14 protein-coding genes are annotated in these 16,067 nt (G+C 61.2%); 5 read left to right on the top strand and 9 right to left on the bottom strand.

Annotation, left to right across the window (positions count from 1 at the left end; translation table 11 throughout):
* Window positions 1-6: 6 nt before the first annotated feature.
* Both AB4Z25_RS04175 and AB4Z25_RS04170 read right to left on the bottom strand, forming a co-directional pair.
* Complete coding sequence (locus tag AB4Z25_RS04175; protein WP_112539164.1) at window positions 7-528, bottom strand: FecR domain-containing protein; 522 nt, start codon at window positions 526-528, stop codon at window positions 7-9.
* Between the two features lie 135 nt (window positions 529-663).
* The gene (locus AB4Z25_RS04170) at window positions 664-1,800 is read right to left on the bottom strand and encodes a citrate synthase (RefSeq protein WP_112539165.1); all 1,137 of its coding nucleotides are present in this window, start codon (window positions 1,798-1,800) and stop codon (window positions 664-666) included.
* A gap of 84 nt (window positions 1,801-1,884) precedes the next feature.
* Here AB4Z25_RS04170 and AB4Z25_RS04165 point away from each other — a divergent pair, with 84 nt between their 5' ends.
* On the top strand, window positions 1,885-2,973 hold the full coding sequence (locus AB4Z25_RS04165; protein WP_112539166.1) for a citrate synthase/methylcitrate synthase: 1,089 nt from the start codon (window positions 1,885-1,887) through the stop codon (window positions 2,971-2,973).
* A gap of 37 nt (window positions 2,974-3,010) precedes the next feature.
* On the opposite strand, the gene AB4Z25_RS04160 is transcribed toward AB4Z25_RS04165, so the two are convergent.
* On the bottom strand, window positions 3,011-4,849 hold the full coding sequence (locus AB4Z25_RS04160) for an ABC transporter ATP-binding protein (RefSeq protein WP_112539167.1): 1,839 nt from the start codon (window positions 4,847-4,849) through the stop codon (window positions 3,011-3,013).
* Between the two features lie 289 nt (window positions 4,850-5,138).
* On the opposite strand from AB4Z25_RS04160, the gene AB4Z25_RS04155 reads away from it, so the two are divergent.
* Entirely contained in the window at window positions 5,139-5,936 is a 798-nt protein-coding gene (locus tag AB4Z25_RS04155; RefSeq protein WP_112539168.1) for a DUF3800 domain-containing protein, read from the top strand.
* Between the two features lie 48 nt (window positions 5,937-5,984).
* Here the strand turns inward: AB4Z25_RS04155 and AB4Z25_RS04150 are convergent, their stop codons facing one another.
* The 4 genes from AB4Z25_RS04150 to AB4Z25_RS04135 all read right to left on the bottom strand — a co-directional run bounded on the left by AB4Z25_RS04150 (window position 5,985) and on the right by AB4Z25_RS04135 (window position 10,157).
* A complete protein-coding gene (locus tag AB4Z25_RS04150) occupies window positions 5,985-7,613 on the bottom strand; it encodes a CTP synthase (RefSeq protein ID WP_112539169.1) in 1,629 nt (542 codons plus the stop codon).
* Window positions 7,614-7,754: 141 nt separating this feature from the next.
* A complete protein-coding gene (gene secG, locus AB4Z25_RS04145; protein WP_112539170.1) occupies window positions 7,755-8,276 on the bottom strand; it encodes a preprotein translocase subunit SecG in 522 nt (173 codons plus the stop codon).
* Between the two features lie 90 nt (window positions 8,277-8,366).
* Window positions 8,367-9,137, bottom strand: coding sequence for a triose-phosphate isomerase (gene tpiA / locus AB4Z25_RS04140; RefSeq protein ID WP_112518508.1), 771 nt, complete (start codon window positions 9,135-9,137; stop codon window positions 8,367-8,369).
* Window positions 9,138-9,272: 135 nt separating this feature from the next.
* Window positions 9,273-10,157, bottom strand: coding sequence for a dienelactone hydrolase family protein (locus tag AB4Z25_RS04135; protein ID WP_112539171.1), 885 nt, complete (start codon window positions 10,155-10,157; stop codon window positions 9,273-9,275).
* Between the two features lie 215 nt (window positions 10,158-10,372).
* On the opposite strand from AB4Z25_RS04135, the gene parE reads away from it, so the two are divergent.
* Both parE and AB4Z25_RS04125 read left to right on the top strand, forming a co-directional pair.
* Window positions 10,373-12,445 carry a DNA topoisomerase IV subunit B gene (parE, locus tag AB4Z25_RS04130; RefSeq protein ID WP_112539172.1) on the top strand — a complete coding sequence of 691 codons (2,073 nt, stop codon included), beginning with the start codon at window positions 10,373-10,375 and terminating at the stop codon, window positions 12,443-12,445.
* Between the two features lie 297 nt (window positions 12,446-12,742).
* Window positions 12,743-13,939 carry an AI-2E family transporter gene (locus AB4Z25_RS04125; RefSeq protein ID WP_112539173.1) on the top strand — a complete coding sequence of 399 codons (1,197 nt, stop codon included), beginning with the start codon at window positions 12,743-12,745 and terminating at the stop codon, window positions 13,937-13,939.
* Here AB4Z25_RS04125 and AB4Z25_RS04120 read toward each other — a convergent pair whose 3' ends face one another.
* The gene (locus AB4Z25_RS04120) at window positions 13,940-14,398 is read right to left on the bottom strand and encodes a GNAT family N-acetyltransferase (protein ID WP_112539174.1); all 459 of its coding nucleotides are present in this window, start codon (window positions 14,396-14,398) and stop codon (window positions 13,940-13,942) included.
* Between the two features lie 112 nt (window positions 14,399-14,510).
* On the opposite strand from AB4Z25_RS04120, the gene AB4Z25_RS04115 reads away from it, so the two are divergent.
* On the top strand, window positions 14,511-14,924 hold the full coding sequence (locus AB4Z25_RS04115) for a hypothetical protein (RefSeq protein ID WP_112539175.1): 414 nt from the start codon (window positions 14,511-14,513) through the stop codon (window positions 14,922-14,924).
* Here AB4Z25_RS04115 and AB4Z25_RS04110 read toward each other — a convergent pair.
* A complete protein-coding gene (locus AB4Z25_RS04110; RefSeq protein WP_112539176.1) occupies window positions 14,921-16,060 on the bottom strand; it encodes a DUF2336 domain-containing protein in 1,140 nt (379 codons plus the stop codon). The two genes, AB4Z25_RS04115 and AB4Z25_RS04110, sit on opposite strands and share 4 nt — an antisense overlap.
* Window positions 16,061-16,067: the final 7 nt, after the last annotated feature.

The following is a 16,067-nucleotide window of genomic DNA, read 5'->3' as shown; positions in this document are numbered from 1 at the left end:
GGGATCCTACTGGCCGAGGCGGGCAAGCAGTGCCGCGGCGCGCGCCTGCGGCCAGCGGCGAACTTCGAGCGCGCTGCTGCCGGCGCGAACATCGACGCCCTCGCCCGGACGAAGAACGACGGAATCGCCCTGTGGGCGCCGCACGGCAACCGCGCCGCGGACGACCAGCACCGAGGTCTGTCCGCCACCGACATCGACAGCCCATTGCGTGCCTCGGACAGCCGCAATCGCCTGTGGTGTCACCACTTGAAAGCCACCCGTATGACGGCTGCTGTCGACATCGACGAGGATCGCCTTGCGCCGCAGCGATGCGCTGTCTGGACTGCCGTCGCCATTCCGGTCGTTAAGATTGAATCCGGCACCAGCTTCAGCGGTGACTGTCACGCCGCCTGGGCAGCGCAGGATCCGGCGTCCGCCATCGGCGTTCTGCAGCGCGCAGCCGCTCGTCTGCGCCGCTGCGGCGACCGGCAGCGCGAGCAATATGCATGCAGCAGCCGATCCGCGAAGGATTGTTGAAACCAAGCCCATGATACGTCCCCACATGACTTTCGGCCAATCCTGAGATGCGCAGTCTCTACGCAGGCGATCGGCCTGTTTTCCGGCTCGCCATCATAAAACAAAAGCTTGATCCCGTATGCAGAAAAGCGCCGCCGCTGGCAAGCGCTAGCCGCCGGCCACCAATGCCGGGCCACAATAGCGCGCCCGCGGGCGGATCAGATGGCCGTCTTCGACCTGCTCCATCGCATGGGCAAGCCAGCCGCACGTGCGCGCCAGGGCGAAGATCACCATCGGCGCCTCGCCGGGCAGCGCAAAGCTCTCCGCCATCGCTGTCAGGGCGAAATCGACATTCGCCCTCTCACCTGTCGCCGCTTCGCCTGCCTTCCTGATCTCCTCGAACAGGCGGGGCATTTCGAAATGTTGAAGAAGCGCCGATGCCCTTACGTCACCGTCCGGATACAGCGGATGACCGAAAGCCGGAAGCGGATTTCCCTGAGAGAGAACGCGGCGCACCGCCTCTTCGGCGCCAGCGTGTCTTGCCATGTCCGCGAGCGCGGAAACGCCCTGCCACGCGCCGCCGTGCAGCGGGCCGGTCAGTGCCGAGAGGCCCGAAAGCACCGCGGCCGAAAGAGACGCCCCCGAAGACGCCGTGACCCGGGAGGCAAATGTCGATGCATTGAGCTCATGGTCCGCAAGAAGCACCAGTGCCCGGCGCAGGCAGTCGGCAGTCTCCGGCCTGCCCCAGGCATTGGCAAGACGGATATGGACGAAATCGCCGCGGCCGGGCGCGAGGACGGCGCTGACAGTGCTGAAAACCGAGGTCGCCTCCCTGCGCAGCACCGAACGCGAGCGCCCGAGGCTTGGAAGATCCCGCGTCACTCTGCCGGCAAGCGCCAGGAATGCGTTGCGGATGACAGGCGGGCCGCCTTCGATGACCTCACCCGCAAGCTCGACGGCAGGCGCATCCCAAAGTATGGCCGCTGCCGCTTCCAGCGTTACCGAGGCCGACAGTGAAACCGCATCGCGGCCGCGGTAGTAAAGCCTGCCGTCAACGATCGTCGAAACGGCGGATGGTAGGACCGGATCGCCCCACTGGATCGCCTCGGCCGCAACCGTCTCGCTCTTGCGGCGTCCGGCATGGCGTTCGGCCAGCCGGGTGACGTCGGCGGTGTGATAGAGGCTGCGCCGCGGATCGGCGGGATCGGCCTTGGCGCGAATGCGGCCACGGCTGACATTCGCATAGAGCGTCTGCGGTTTGGTGCCGAGTTGCGCCAGCGCCTCCTCTGCCGTCAGCCAGGACATGTGAACCTCACATTGATCAATTGCATCAAGATTGACGTCAACTAATCTAAGCCCGATCCTTTACCGGGTAAAGGAGAAACACTGATGAAGAATGGTCTTGAAGATGTCGTCGCGGCAGAAACGCAGCTCTCGGATGTCGATGGCGAAGCTGGTCGGCTGATCATCCGCGGCGTCTCGCTGGATGATCTCGTCGCCGACAGCACCTACGAGCGCACCGCGACTCTGCTGCTGGATGGCCTGATGCCCGAAGCGCTCGATGAAGCCTCCCTGACGCGGCGTCTCGGCGAAGCACGCGCCGATATATTCCGCCATGTCGAAGCGGCAGACGCCACGATCCTGGCGCTGCCGCCAGTCGATGCCATGCGCGCCCTGCTCGCGCGCCTGCCCGATGGCGAAGGCAGCCCAGTCGCCATCCGCCTGATGGCTGCATCCGCCGTATTCCTCCCTGCAGTTCTGCGGCTGCAGAAAGGCCGGGCCCCGATAGCGCCGGATCAAAAGCTTTCCCAGTCTGCCGACATGCTGCAGATGCTCAACGGCACGCCTCCGAGCGGTGAACAGACATCGGCCCTCGACGCCTATCTGGTCACCATCTCCGACCACGGCCTGAATGCCTCGACCTTCGCCTCGCGCGTCATCGCCTCTACCCAGGCCGGTCTCACTTCCTCAGTGCTCGCGGCAATCAGTGCCCTCAAGGGCCCGCTGCACGGCGGCGCGCCGGGGCCGGTGCTGGATATGCTCGACGCCATCGGCCAGGCCGAAAACGCCGAGACATGGCTCGGCAATGCGCTCGACAAGGGCGAGCGCTTGATGGGCTTTGGCCATCGCATCTACCGCGTCCGCGACCCCCGCGCCGACGCCCTGAAAAACGCGCTGAAACCACTGACAGCGACCGGACAGGTTGATAGCGCCCGCGTGGCGCTGGCCGAGGCCGTCGAAGGCGCGGCACTTTCGATCCTCAAGCGGCGCAAGCCGGATCGTCCGCTCGACGTCAATGTCGAGTTCTATACGGCGCTGCTCCTGGAAACATTGGGCTTCCCTCGCGAAGCCTTCACCGGCGTCTTCGCCATTGGCCGGACGGTCGGCTGGATTGCCCATGCGCGCGAGCAGGCGCTGCAGGGGCGGCTTATCAGGCCGCGCTCGGTCTATGTCGGTCCCTTGCCGAAAGCGGCATAAGACGGGTGGCCCGGCGCTTGACGCCGGGCCACTTTTCTCAATTGCCTGAATCGAGCCCCAGGAAGCCGCCGGACTGACGCGACCAGAGGCGCGCATAGATGCCGTCCTGTCTCAGCAGCTCCTCGTGGCGGCCTTCCTCGACGATCCGGCCCTGATCCAGCACAACGATCCGGTCCATCCGGGCGATGGTCGAGAGCCGGTGGGCGATGGCGATCACTGTCTTGCCCTCCATGAAGCCGTAGAGCGTATCCTGGATGGCCGCTTCGACTTCCGAATCGAGCGCCGATGTCGCCTCGTCAAGGATCAGGATCGGCGCGTTCTTCAGGATCGCCCGCGCCAGCGCGATGCGCTGACGCTGCCCGCCGGAGAGCTTGACGCCGCGTTCGCCGACATGCGCGTCATAGCCGGCACGGCCTTGCTGATCGCGCAGGCCGGGGATGAAGCTGTCGGCATGCGCCTTGGCTGCCGCCGCCTCGATCATCGCCTGCGGCAGGTCCTCGCGGCCGTAGGCGATGTTGTCGCGCACCGAGCGGTGCAGCAGCGCCGCATTCTGCGCCACCATGCTGAAACGGCTGCGCAGGCTTTCCTGCGTAACGGTGCGGATATCCTGGCCGTCGACGCAAATCAGCCCGCTCTCGGCTTCGAAAAAGCGCAGCGCCAGATTGACCAGCGTCGATTTCCCCGCGCCTGACCGGCCGACCAGCCCGACCTTCTCTCCCGCCTCGACCTTGAGCGTGACACGCTCCAGGCCACCCTGCCCCTTGCCGTAATGATGACTGACATTGTCGAAGCTGAGCGTCCCGCCGTTCAGCCGCAGCTTGCCCGCATTCGGCGCATCCGGGATATCGACCGCTTGTGCGATGAGCCGCAGCTGATCGCGTGCGGCACCCATATGGTTGAACAGCGAGGCAACGGCATCCAGCAGCCATTCGGCCATGGCGGTGATCCGGAAGCCGAGGGCTAGTGCAGCAGCGACCATGCCGAGCGGCGCATTGCCGTTTTGCCAGAGCAGGATGGAATAGCCGATCAGGCTGACCATCAGCAGGCTGCTCAGAAACACCATGCTGCTGTTAACCGTCACCTCGAGCTTTTGCGAGGCGATGAAGGCCCGGCGGGCGGCATCCAGATTTTGTCTGCTGTCGCGGTCTTCGTCCCGCTGGCGAGAGAAGAGCTTGATCGTGTCCATGTTGGAGAACGTATCGACCAGCAGGCCGGACAAGGCCGAGTCCGCCTCCTGGAAACGCTCCGAGGCCAGCCGGACACGCGGAATGACATAGGCCATCAGCGCGAAATACAGCCCCACCCAAACCAGCATCGGAATGATCAGTCTGATATCGACGGACGCCATCAGCCAGACTGACCCGCCGATGTAGATCGCGACGTAGAAGATGGTGTGCAGGAAGCAATAGGCGGCACCGGTTGCGCTGTTGCCGATCTCCTGGACGCGTGCAGCGATGCGCCCCGAGAAATCGTGCTGGAACCAGCCGACGGATTGGCGCTGGACATGGCGGAGCGCCCGCCAGCGGATCATTGCCACGGCATTCGGCTTGAAGACGATGTCGTCGAGTCCTTCGCAGAACAGCGCGGCAACCGGGCGGATGACCAGCAGAAGAAAGGCGGCAAACAGCAACTCGCTACCGTGACGCGCCCAGAGCTCGCCGGGCTGGATTGCCGCCAGTATATCGACCAGCCGGGCAGAATAGCCGATCAGCCAGACTTCGAGGATCGCGCCGACGGCGGTCAGCGCCAGACTGGAGGCGGCGACGTGGCGGAGCGGTTTCAGAGTATTGAAGATGAATGGCCAAACCCTATCGGGCGGCGTCTCTTCGGCATAGGTTTGGAAAGGATCGGTCAGCTTTTCGAAGCGACGAAACATGAAGGCCCTCCATGGGGCAGGAAATGTCGTTTGATGATGGACCGAACATGCCAGCCCGAACGGCACGGCTTGTTCAGCTGTGGTTTTCGGTGCCGTTGGTTTTCATCAAACGATCTCCCCATGGGTCGCTTCGTGCCGGTGGAAACCGGCGACGAAGCAATACTTAGCAAAAAGTGCCTGCGAACGGAAGCCGCGTCGGAAGACGAGCTTGAGTAACAGCAATGGCGCTCTTGAAATAAACTCTAAGCGTGCAATCATTGATTGATGTGGATTTTAGAGCGGAGATCGAGTGACAACCTATACCGTCGTAGTAGATGAAAGTGGCGAGGCTGGCATATCAAAAGTAAGGACAGGTAGCTCGGGAGGCGCATCACCTTACCTAACGTTAGGTGCTTGCATATACAGAACAGAAACCGAAGACGAGCTAATATCGGACTTAGATCGCGTTAAGGTTTTGCTTAAGAAAGCTGATCTCCATTGTTCTATCCTAGGCCACTTTCACAAAGTTCGGTACGCGCGGGAAATTAGCAATAATAAGTTTATGGCGTTTGGAGTCATCTCAGATAAAAGCACATTAGGTGGCTATAAATCGAAGATACTTGAGAACAGCAAAATGTATTACAACAAATGCTCTCAGTATCTTCTGGAGAAAATCGGACGCTTCATAAAAGAATACGGGTTGGATCCAAATGAGGTATTAATAATTTTTGAAGAAGGAAACTTCGATTACCAATCTCTACGAAATCTAATTGAGAAATGCCAAAAGACACCAATCCATGAGAACGCAAAATTTTTACGTTATGTAAGAGCTGAGCGAATTGTCGCTCGACCAAAAAAAGATATGCTTACGCTATGTCTAGCCGACCTAGTCGCTCATGCGCTCTATAAATGCGTGGATAAATCAGATCGAGATTTTCAAATTCCAGAATCTCGGTATCTCAAAGAGCTGTCGTCAAAGTTTTACGCCGACAAAAAGAATAAGTCCATTCTTGGATACGGCATAAAGTGCATCCACAACGTTGATAAGCTCGATTTAGACGATGACATCGTCGAAGTATTAAAAAACCTAAAGGCTAAGGCTTTTTGAACAGGGATTGGCCCGAACGGTTGTTCGGACCAAGAATGTCCGGCTATTTCACACCAGACGGCTCTGCTCGGTTGCCGCTTCGATGAAGCTGGCGAAGAGCGGGTGCGGGTCGAGCGGGCGCGACTTCAGTTCCGGGTGGTACTGAACGCCGATGAACCACGGATGGTCAGGATATTCGACCGTTTCCGGCAGAACGCCGTCGGGCGACATGCCGGAGAAGACGAGGCCGCAATTTTCCAGGCGGTCCTTGTAGTCGACATTGACTTCGTAGCGGTGGCGGTGGCGCTCGGAAATATCGGTTGAGCCATAGATGTCGGCGATCTTGGTGCCCTTTTTCAGGGCTGCCTTGTAGGCGCCGAGACGCATGGTGCCGCCGAGATCGCCGGCCGCATTGCGCTTCTGTAGCTCGTTGCCCTTGACCCATTCGGTCATCAGGCCGACGACCGGTTCTTCGGTCTTGCCGAATTCGGTCGACGAGGCCTTCTCGATGCCTGCCAGGTGACGAGCGGCCTCTACGACTGCCATCTGCATGCCGAAGCAGATACCGAAATAGGGAACGTTGCGTTCGCGGGCGAACTGCGCCGCCTTGATCTTGCCTTCCGAACCGCGCTCGCCGAAACCGCCCGGTACCAGAATGCCGTGAACCTTTTCGAGATAGGGTGCCGGATCTTCCTTTTCGAAGATCTCCGACTCGATCCATTCAAGGTTGACCTTGACGCGGTTGGCGATACCGCCGTGATGCAGCGCCTCGATCAGCGACTTGTAGGCATCCTTGAGGCCGGTGTACTTGCCGACGATCGCGATCGTCACTTCGCCTTCAGGCGTGCGGATACGGTTGCAGACCTCATCCCAGGCATCGAGGCGAGGCTTCGGAGCCGGTTCGATGCCGAAAGCGGCCAGCACTTCGTTGTCGAGGCCTTCCTTGTGGTAGGCGATCGGCACGTCGTAAATATTAGCAACGTCGAGTGCCTGGATGACGGCGGACGGGCGAACGTTGCAGAACAGCGAGAGCTTGCGGCGCTCGGCTTCCGGAATTTCGCGGTCGGCGCGTACCAGCAGGATATCGGGATGAATACCGAGCGCCTGCAGTTCCTTGACGGAATGCTGCGTCGGCTTGGTCTTCAACTCGCCGGCTGCCGGAATATAGGGCATCAGCGTCAGGTGCACATAGATCGCGGTACCGCGCGGCAGATCGTTGCCTAGCTGGCGGATCGCTTCCATGAACGGCATCGCCTCGATGTCGCCGACCGTGCCGCCGATTTCGCAGATGACGAAATCGTAGTCGTCATTGCCCTCGATGACGAAATCCTTGATCTCGTTCGTCACGTGCGGGATGACCTGGACGGTCGCGCCGAGGTAATCGCCGCGGCGTTCCTTGTCGATGATGTTCTTGTAGATGCGGCCAGTGGTGATGTTGTCGGTCTTGGTCGCCGAACGCCCCGTGAAGCGCTCGTAGTGGCCGAGATCGAGATCGGTTTCCGCGCCGTCGTCGGTGACGAAGACCTCGCCGTGCTGGGTCGGGCTCATGGTGCCCGGGTCCACGTTCAAATAGGGGTCGAGCTTGCGAAGCCGCACCCGATATCCACGGGCCTGCAGCAACGCTCCGAGAGCCGCGGCCGCAATTCCTTTACCGAGAGAGGAAACCACGCCGCCAGTGATGAATACGTATCGCGCCATGGGAGTCACCGGATACCTTTTCAAAAACGATTCCACCAGCCCAAAAATTCTTTTCCAGAACTTTTGGTGCCAGCTTGAAATCTGAACAAAAGAAAACCGGCAGACCCTTGGGCCTGCCGGCGGTTTATTTCGCTGACCGGTTTATTGTCCGGTCGGTACGCCGCCCGGCTGGGCCGGGGTGGCGGGAGTAGCAGGTGCTGCGGCCGGTGCGCTGGCGGCGGGAGCCGTCGCGGCAGGTGCCGGAGCCGTTGCAGCAGGCGCGGATGCAGCTGGGGCCGGAGCCGCGGGTGCTGCAGGAGCCGGAGCAGCTGCGCCGTTCGGAACGCCGTTGCTGGCAGGCTGATTGGCCGGAGGCTTGGCCGCGCCGCCACCCAGCGAATCGAGAATGCCGTTGCCGGCGCCACTCGTTGCCGGAATGCGGTTCAGGATATCCGTCGGATTGCCCTGGTAACGCGTCAGGATGCCGAGGCCGAGCGACGTGATGAAGAACAGCGTCGCCAGGATCGCGGTCGTGCGGGTCAGCGCATTGGCCGTGCCGCGCGCCGACATGAAGCCGGAACCGCCGCCGATGCCGAGGCCGCCGCCTTCCGAACGCTGGATAAGCACGACGCCGACAAGCGCCAGCACGATCATGAGGTGGATGACAATCAATACGGTCTGCATGGGTCCAGTCCTGCCCGCAAGGCGGGCATCCAATAAAATCTGGCGCTCTTTACATGAGGCAATCGCCTATTCCAAGCCCTTAGCTGAGATTTAGGCAGTGAGTTCCGTGTATGCGCCGTAGATGGCGAGGAAATCTGCCGCTTTCAAGCTCGCGCCGCCAATCAATGCGCCATCGACATTGGCGACACCCATCAGCTCCTTGGCGTTGGACGGCTTGACCGACCCGCCATAGAGGATGCGAACCTTCTTGCCCTCGGCGCCGAAACGGGCCGTCAGCTCGCTGCGCATAAAGGCATGCGCCTTCTCGACGTCATCGACGGTCGGCGTCAGACCGGTGCCGATTGCCCAGACGGGCTCATAGGCGATCACGGTGTTTTCGGCCGTCGCGGTGTCAGGCACCGAGGCGGAAAGCTGACGCTTGATGATATCGAGCGTCTGACCGGCCTTGCGCTCGTCGGCGGTCTCGCCGATGCAGATGATGGCGGTCAGGTCGGCAGCGAATGCAGCCTCGGCCTTGGCGCGCACCAGATGGTCGGTCTCGGCATGGTCCGTGCGACGCTCGGAGTGACCAACGATGACGTAAGTACCGAAGCAATCGGCGATCATTTCCGCCGATATGTCACCGGTATGGGCGCCGGACGGCTTCTGATGGCAATCCTGCGCGCCGATCGCCAGCGGGCTGTCGGTGCAGAGCGCTGTTGCCACGTAGAGCAGCGTGGCCGGCGGGCAGATCAGCGCTTCGACCTTCGAGGAGAGCGGGCCTTTGACACCTTCCGAGATCGCCTTGATCTGGTCGAGAGAGTCGCGGGTACCGTTCATTTTCCAGTTCCCCGCCACGAGCGGACGCACGTCAGGTGTCATGCCAAGCCTTCCACATTTTTCCGGTATGCTGCGGCCTTAGCAAAAGCAGCAGCGAATGAAAAGCTTTCCGCCCCTTACGTAAGGGAAAAAGACGCTTTAGCGCTCAAAATGCTTAAAATCCGCTCGCTGGACTGCCTAGGAAGCAAGAATCCAGTTCAGCACCTTGCGCCAGTCGATCATGCGGATCGGCGTCCCGTGATTGCCGGTGTCGAAGAGCGTGAAGCGGGTCGGGTACTTGGACTTGTAGAGCGTTTCGAACAGCCCCTGCTGATCGGTTGCGGCATAGACAGGATCGCGGCTGCCATGGGCGAAATACATCGGCAGCTTGGCCTTGTAGAAGGCGCTCTTGGTGAAATCCGGATCGGTGACCCCGCTCATGATCAGCATGCCCTTCAGCCGCTTGACGCTCGCTGCATCCCGCGTCACGCCCCAGCAGATCTGGCTGCCCATCGAGGCGCAGGTCAGAATGACAGGCTTGCCGCCCGACTTCTCGCTGGCGTAACGGATCAGTTCAACGATGTTGGCAACGCCATCGCTGTCGAAGGTCTTGACGGTCGGTGAGTAGTAGACGCCGCCGTTGCCGGCAACGAGGTTCTTCACCCGGTTGAAGTTGCCGCCGAAGGTGAAATCGTTTGCGCCAAGCCGGCGCGTCCCGTCGCGCCCATGAATGAAGATCACCGTAAAGGCGGCATTTTCAGCCGGTCCCACCCTGGTGACATCGATCCGGTGCCCATCGAGCGAGAGCGTTTCTTCCTGTTGCAGCTTGCGGATGCCAAGCGACACGTATTTCTGCTGGACTCGCTGTTCCGGGATCTGATCACGGCCGTTGATGTCGCGCATCTCGTCATAGCTGATCGTTTCGAAGGCGCCGTTATCGGAAGTCTGGAGCACTGTTTGTGCCGAAAACAGCTCGTCCTTGTACGGCGGCAGGACGTCGGCTGCCGAGGCCTTCAGCCCGCCGGACAGCAAAAAGGCCGCAATTGCGGTGACAATCATGCAATGACTTGTGGACATTTTCATGCGAGCGCTTTCCTCAGAGATAAGTCCGCTTGCCATTCCGCGCCCGGCAACGCAAACCAATTCTAGAGAATTCCGCCAAATCGGGCGGCGTCGCGTAACGAGGCGATTTCTGGCAAAATCTGCCTGATTCGCAAACGTGACATCAAATGCGGTGATTTTGGGTCCAGCCCATGCGGACGGGCTGCCCAAACAGGATTGAAGATCTGAACGATTCCATGGATGACAGCAACGACCTCTTCGCCGGAATGCCCCTCGCGCCTAAGCAGGAGGAGCCAGCAAAGCCGGCTGCGCCTGCGGAAAAGCCCGTCGTGGCAGCACCCGCCGCTTCCGCCCGCCCCGGCCCCGCCTCATCCACATCGGATGATTACGGCGCCTCGTCGATCCGCGTTCTCGAAGGCCTTGAGCCGGTGCGCATGCGTCCAGGCATGTATATCGGCGGCACTGACGAGAAGGCATTGCACCACCTGTTTGCCGAAGTCATCGATAACTCGATGGACGAGGCCGTTGCCGGTCACGCCAATTTCATCGAGGTCCATCTCGATATCCAGGGCTATCTGACGGTCAGCGACAACGGCCGTGGTATCCCGGTCGAGAACCATCCGCAGGTTCCCGGCAAATCGACGCTCGAAGTGATCATGACCAAGCTGCATGCCGGCGGCAAGTTCGACGGCAAGGCCTATGAAACGTCGGGCGGTCTGCACGGCGTCGGCGTCTCGGTCGTCAACGCACTGTCCGACGATCTGGAAGTCGAGGTCGCCCGCAATCGCAAGCTCTATCGCCAGCGGTTTTCGCGCGGCCTGCCGCAGGGTGGCCTCGAGGAACTCGGCGACGTTCATAACCGGCGCGGCACCCGCGTCCGCTTCCATCCGGATCCGCAGATCTTCGGCGATCATGCCAAGTTCGACGCGGGCCGCGTGTTCCGCATGGCGCGGTCTAAAGCCTATCTCTTCGGCGGCGTCGAAATCCGTTGGAGCTGCGATGACGGCATTCTGCCCGAGGGTTCGGAAGTCCCTGACAAGGCTGTCTTCCACTTCCCGGGCGGCCTGAAGGATTATCTTCAGGCAACGATGGGCAAGGAATTCACCGTCACCCGCGAGATCTTTGCCGGCAAGACCGAGAAGGCCAGCGGCCACGGCTCTATGGAATGGGCGATCACCTGGTATGGCGGCGATCCCCAGCTTCATTCCTATTGCAACACCATTCCGACGCCAGAAGGCGGTACGCACGAGGCCGGACTGCGCATTGCTCTGACCAAGGGTCTGAAGGCCTATGGCGAGCTGACGCAGAACAAGCGTGCCGCGCAGATCACCACCGATGATGTGATGATCTCCGCGGTCGGCATGCTGTCGATCTTCATCCGTGAGCCTGAGTTCGTCGGCCAGACGAAGGACAAGCTCGCCACCGTCGAGGCCCAGCGCATCGTCGAAAACGCGCTGCGCGACCCCTTTGACCACTACCTCGCCGACAATCCCAACGAGACAGCCAAGCTGCTCGACTGGGTGATCGAACGCGCTGAAGAGCGCCTTCGCCGCCGCAAGGAAAAGGAAGTCAACCGCAAGACGGCTGTGCGCAAGCTGCGCCTGCCCGGCAAGCTCGCCGATTGCTCGCAGAACACCGCTGCCGGCGCAGAACTCTTCATCGTCGAGGGTGACTCGGCAGGTGGCTCCGCCAAGCAGGCGCGCAACCGATCGAATCAGGCGATCCTGCCGCTGCGCGGCAAGATCCTCAACGTCGCCAGCGCCGGGCGTGAAAAGCTCGGTGCCAACCAGCAGCTTTCCGATCTTGTCCAGGCGCTCGGCTGCGGCACCCGCTCGAAATACCGCGAGGAAGACCTCCGCTACGAACGCATCATCGTCATGACCGATGCCGACGTCGACGGCGCACATATTGCCTCGCTGCTTATCACCTTTTTCTATCAGGAGATGCCGGAGCTCGTGCGTGGCGGTCACCTCTTCCTTGCCGTTCCGCCACTCTACAAGCTGACGCAGGGTGCGAAATCGGCCTATGCGCGCGACGACAGACACCGCGCCGAGCTGATGGAGAAGGAATTCAAGGGCAAGTCGAAGGTCGAGATCAGCCGGTTCAAAGGTCTCGGCGAAATGCTGCCCGCCCAGCTCAAGGAAACGACCATGGATCCGAGCAAGCGCACATTGCTGCGCGTGCTGATCGATGAGATCGATTTCGAGGGCACCCGGACGGCTGTCGACGATCTCATGGGCACCAAGCCGGAAGCCCGCTTCCGCTTTATCCAGGATCGGGCCGCTTTCGCCGAAAACCTCGATATCTAAGAGGCAGTCGCCAAGAGAGTTTTGAAACAGTGTGACGGATTTGCTCCGCCGCGCTGTTTTCGTTTGGCGTTCTGCCATCCTTTGCGATTTCTCGTTGAGCGGCGCGCATCATCTTTTCGCTGACGGTCAACACTCTGGCAGGAAATTGCCGTCACACTGGCTTCAGCACAAAGCGCTATGCCAACCGCAGCATGGTCCTTGGCGCTGCCGGAGCAACTGGCATTTCCTGGCCGAAATGCTTGCGTCCGGTGGCACGATGGCCCATATCCGTGGTTGAGAAGAAAAGCAGGGAACGACGTGAGCCTCTCGAATAAAAACAAACTGCCAGGCGAGCCGCGGTGGCTTGGTCCCTCCGCACATGCCCGCACGCCTCTCATTCCCTCGATTTCAGCTGCCCGCTGGCTTCTGATCCTGATTGTCGCCGCTGGCGTTTATTTCTTCTACGGCTTTGTCGTCCCGGTTCTGGCCGCTCTCGTCATCGGCTTTGCCAGCTGGCCGCTTTATCGCAAGCTGCTCGCCCGCGTCGGCGGCAACACCACCGTTGCGGCGACGATAGCGATTATCCTGATCGTCACCTTTCTGATCATTCCGATCGTCTTTGCCATTACCTATACGACGGGCGAAGTGCGCGAATGGGTCGCCTGGGCGATCCGCGCCAACCGGATGGGCGCGCCGACGCCGCAATGGATCCTCGCCCTGCCCTTCGCCGGCCCCTATATCGATGAGCTCTGGACGAAATATATCGGCACGCCGGGCTCGATGGGTGAGGTCATCCAGGCCGTCAGCGGTGCCAATATCGGCAATATCTACCGTGCGGTCCTTGCTGCCGGTGGCGCGTCCTTCCACCTGCTGCTGACGCTGCTCTTCATGCTGATCGCCCTGTTTTTCGTCTATCGCGACGGCGCGTCCTTCTCGAAACAGATCGACATGCTCGGCGAGCGTATCCTGCCGAACCGCTGGGAGCGCATTTCCAGGGTTGTGCCGGCGACAATCAGCTCGACCGTCATGGGCATGACGCTGATCGCCATCGGCGAAGGCATCGTTCTTGGCATTGCCTACTGGATCGCCGGCGTCCCCTCGCCGGTGACGCTTGGCGTCCTCACCGGCATCATGGCGCTGATCCCTGGCGGCGCGCCGCTCTCCTTCACGCTGGTGTCGATCTATCTGGTCGCCAGCGGCTCACACGTCGCCGGTGCCGGACTTTTCATCTGGGGCAGTGTCGAGCTCTTTATCGTCGACAAGACCCTGCGCCCAAAGCTCGTCGGCGGTCCGATCAAGCTCCCCTTCCTGCCGACATTTTTCGGTCTCGTCGGCGGCGTGAAGACCATGGGCTTCCTCGGCCTGTTCATCGGCCCGGTGCTGATGGCGCTGCTCGTCGCGATCTGGCGTGAGTGGATGCACGAGGTCCGCACCGCCGATCAGGGCGGCACCGGACCCGAAATCATCATCGACGAGCAGGCGCCGCCATCGCAGCGCGCGGCAGCCGAGGGCTGATCAGCCGAGCCGCTTTTCCATGAACAGACTGAGCGGATCCGGCTGGTATGAGCCGAAAGGCTCGATCTCGACATAACCGTACTTGCGGTAAAGGCAGATCGCCTCGGGCTGGTAGATGCCGGTTTCAAGCCTGATCGCCTTTAGTCCGCTCTTCGTTGCCTGCTCCTCGAGCTTGTCCATCAGCCGGCTCGCTGCCCTAAGGCCGCGCGCCTCGGGATCGACGAACATGCGCTTGATCTCCGCCGTGCCATCGCCCGCTTCGACAAGAGCTGCGCAGCCGACGGCCACACCGTCGTTACGCGCGATGAAGAAGCTCACCGAAGGCTGCTCCAGCGTCGAGAGATCGACGAGATGGTTGCTCTCCGACGGATAGAGCGAAGCCGCATAGGCATCCGACATGTCGAGCAGGCGTATGATTTCAGGCTGGCGCGGCGTTTCGAGGGTGATGGTCACGAACATGGCTTCTGCTTTCCCGGTCGGCTTGCATGAAGAGATGGTAATGTAACCGCCTTTATTCCGTTGGAATTGCGACGTCTAAGATCATCAGTTTCAATAGCCAGGGATCCCGGATATGCAAGCCGTCCTCATCGCCATGACCATCTTCGGGTGCAACGATTCCGTCACCCAGTGCAATTACGTGGCGACGGTCGACAAGCATTGGCAGACGGTAGCAATGTGCGATGCCGAGTCGGAAAAGCAGCTGAAGGGTTTTACCAACGCCAAGTATCCGACGGTGATCGCCGTCTGCGAGGAACCTAAGCCCGTAGCCGCTCCCGAGACAGCAAAGCTTGAAGCGCAGGCAACAGCAACGGCTCCAGCCGTCGAACAACCGCAGCCAACCGGCATTCGCGCCTATGCTGTGCGGGCTGCCGAGCGCGTCCGTGCCGGGCTGCCAACCGGTGACGACATCAAGCAGACGCTCGTCAAGCCGGTGCATTTCGTTTCAAACGGATATTCCTGGGTCGCTCAGCGCTTTAGCCACTAGGCTGCGACAAGCGCCGCCTGCGAGGCATAGGCGCGCGCCGACTGGCGCTGCTCGGCAATATGCAGCTTCTCGACCATGTCGAGCAGTTCCTTGACGGCGTCATGGGCGCCGTGATGGCGGAAGCGTTCAAGCAGCCGGCCGCAGATCGTCGAAAGCATCGTTGCCGAAGCCTTGCGCGAAGCCTCGCGCCACAACAACGTCGCCTCGACGAAGATCGTGCTGATTTCACGCGTCAAACCGGCTGTCTCGTACAGCGCGCGAACCGCATGCATGCGGCCAGTCGCCAGGATCGAGCGGACCCGTTTTTCGCTGCAGCCCGTCAGGTTGACGACGGCGCCTGCGAAGAAATCGACCTTTCCCGAGCACAGCGCATGCATCAGGAAGGATGGCGTCAGATGGCCGTGGACGCGCAGATGCTCCACGAGGTCGTCGATCTCGCGCGGCTGAATTTCGCCGGCGATCGACACGACGGCAGACTGCGTCGCTTCGCGGCTGATCCGCTGCAAACGGTTGAAGCCGATCGCGGCCTGGACGAGCGGCAGCGCTACCAGCGCATCGCTGACATGCTGCGTCAGAAGCTGGCGGGCATCGGCCGGCAAACTGTCGCGATCGAGCAGCAGATTGCGGATATCGCAGCAGCCACCGAGCCTTTCGGCGATACGCTTCAGCGAATGCGGTGCAATCGAGGCGCCCTCGTTTTCAAGCAGGCAGAGCACGTCCTCCTCGCCACCGATCTCGACAAGCGCCGCAGAGACGGCGCGCGACAAGCTGCTGCGCGCTGCGATCAGCATCCGCGTCACCTCGCTGCCCCGTCCTGCGAGATCCACGAGATCGGCATCGGTCAGCAGCGGCGAGCAGGTAACGGCATGGCAGGCAATTTCGGGCTGATCTTCGGCCAACGCCAGGATCAGCGAGCGCGGTGCCTCATCCGACCAGGCGATGGCTTCCGCGAGAGCGAGGCGGACTTTAGGCGATGGATCGTCGAGCAGGAAGGTCATCGCCATCTCGGCGGCCTTGCGCTCTTCCGGCTGCATCTCGGATTGCAGATAGGCCCGGCCAAGGGCGCTGGCCGCTCGTGCCCGGTCTCCGGACTTGGCGGTTTCGACCCAGCGAAGGAATGCCTCTACAATCACCATTACGCCC

The organism is Rhizobium sp. RAF36, assembly GCF_052114105.1.
In the GTDB taxonomy this organism is placed as follows: domain Bacteria; phylum Pseudomonadota; class Alphaproteobacteria; order Rhizobiales; family Rhizobiaceae; genus Rhizobium.
The sequence above is the reverse complement of the archived record's forward strand: the minus strand, read 5'-3'. Positions and strand labels throughout refer to the sequence as shown.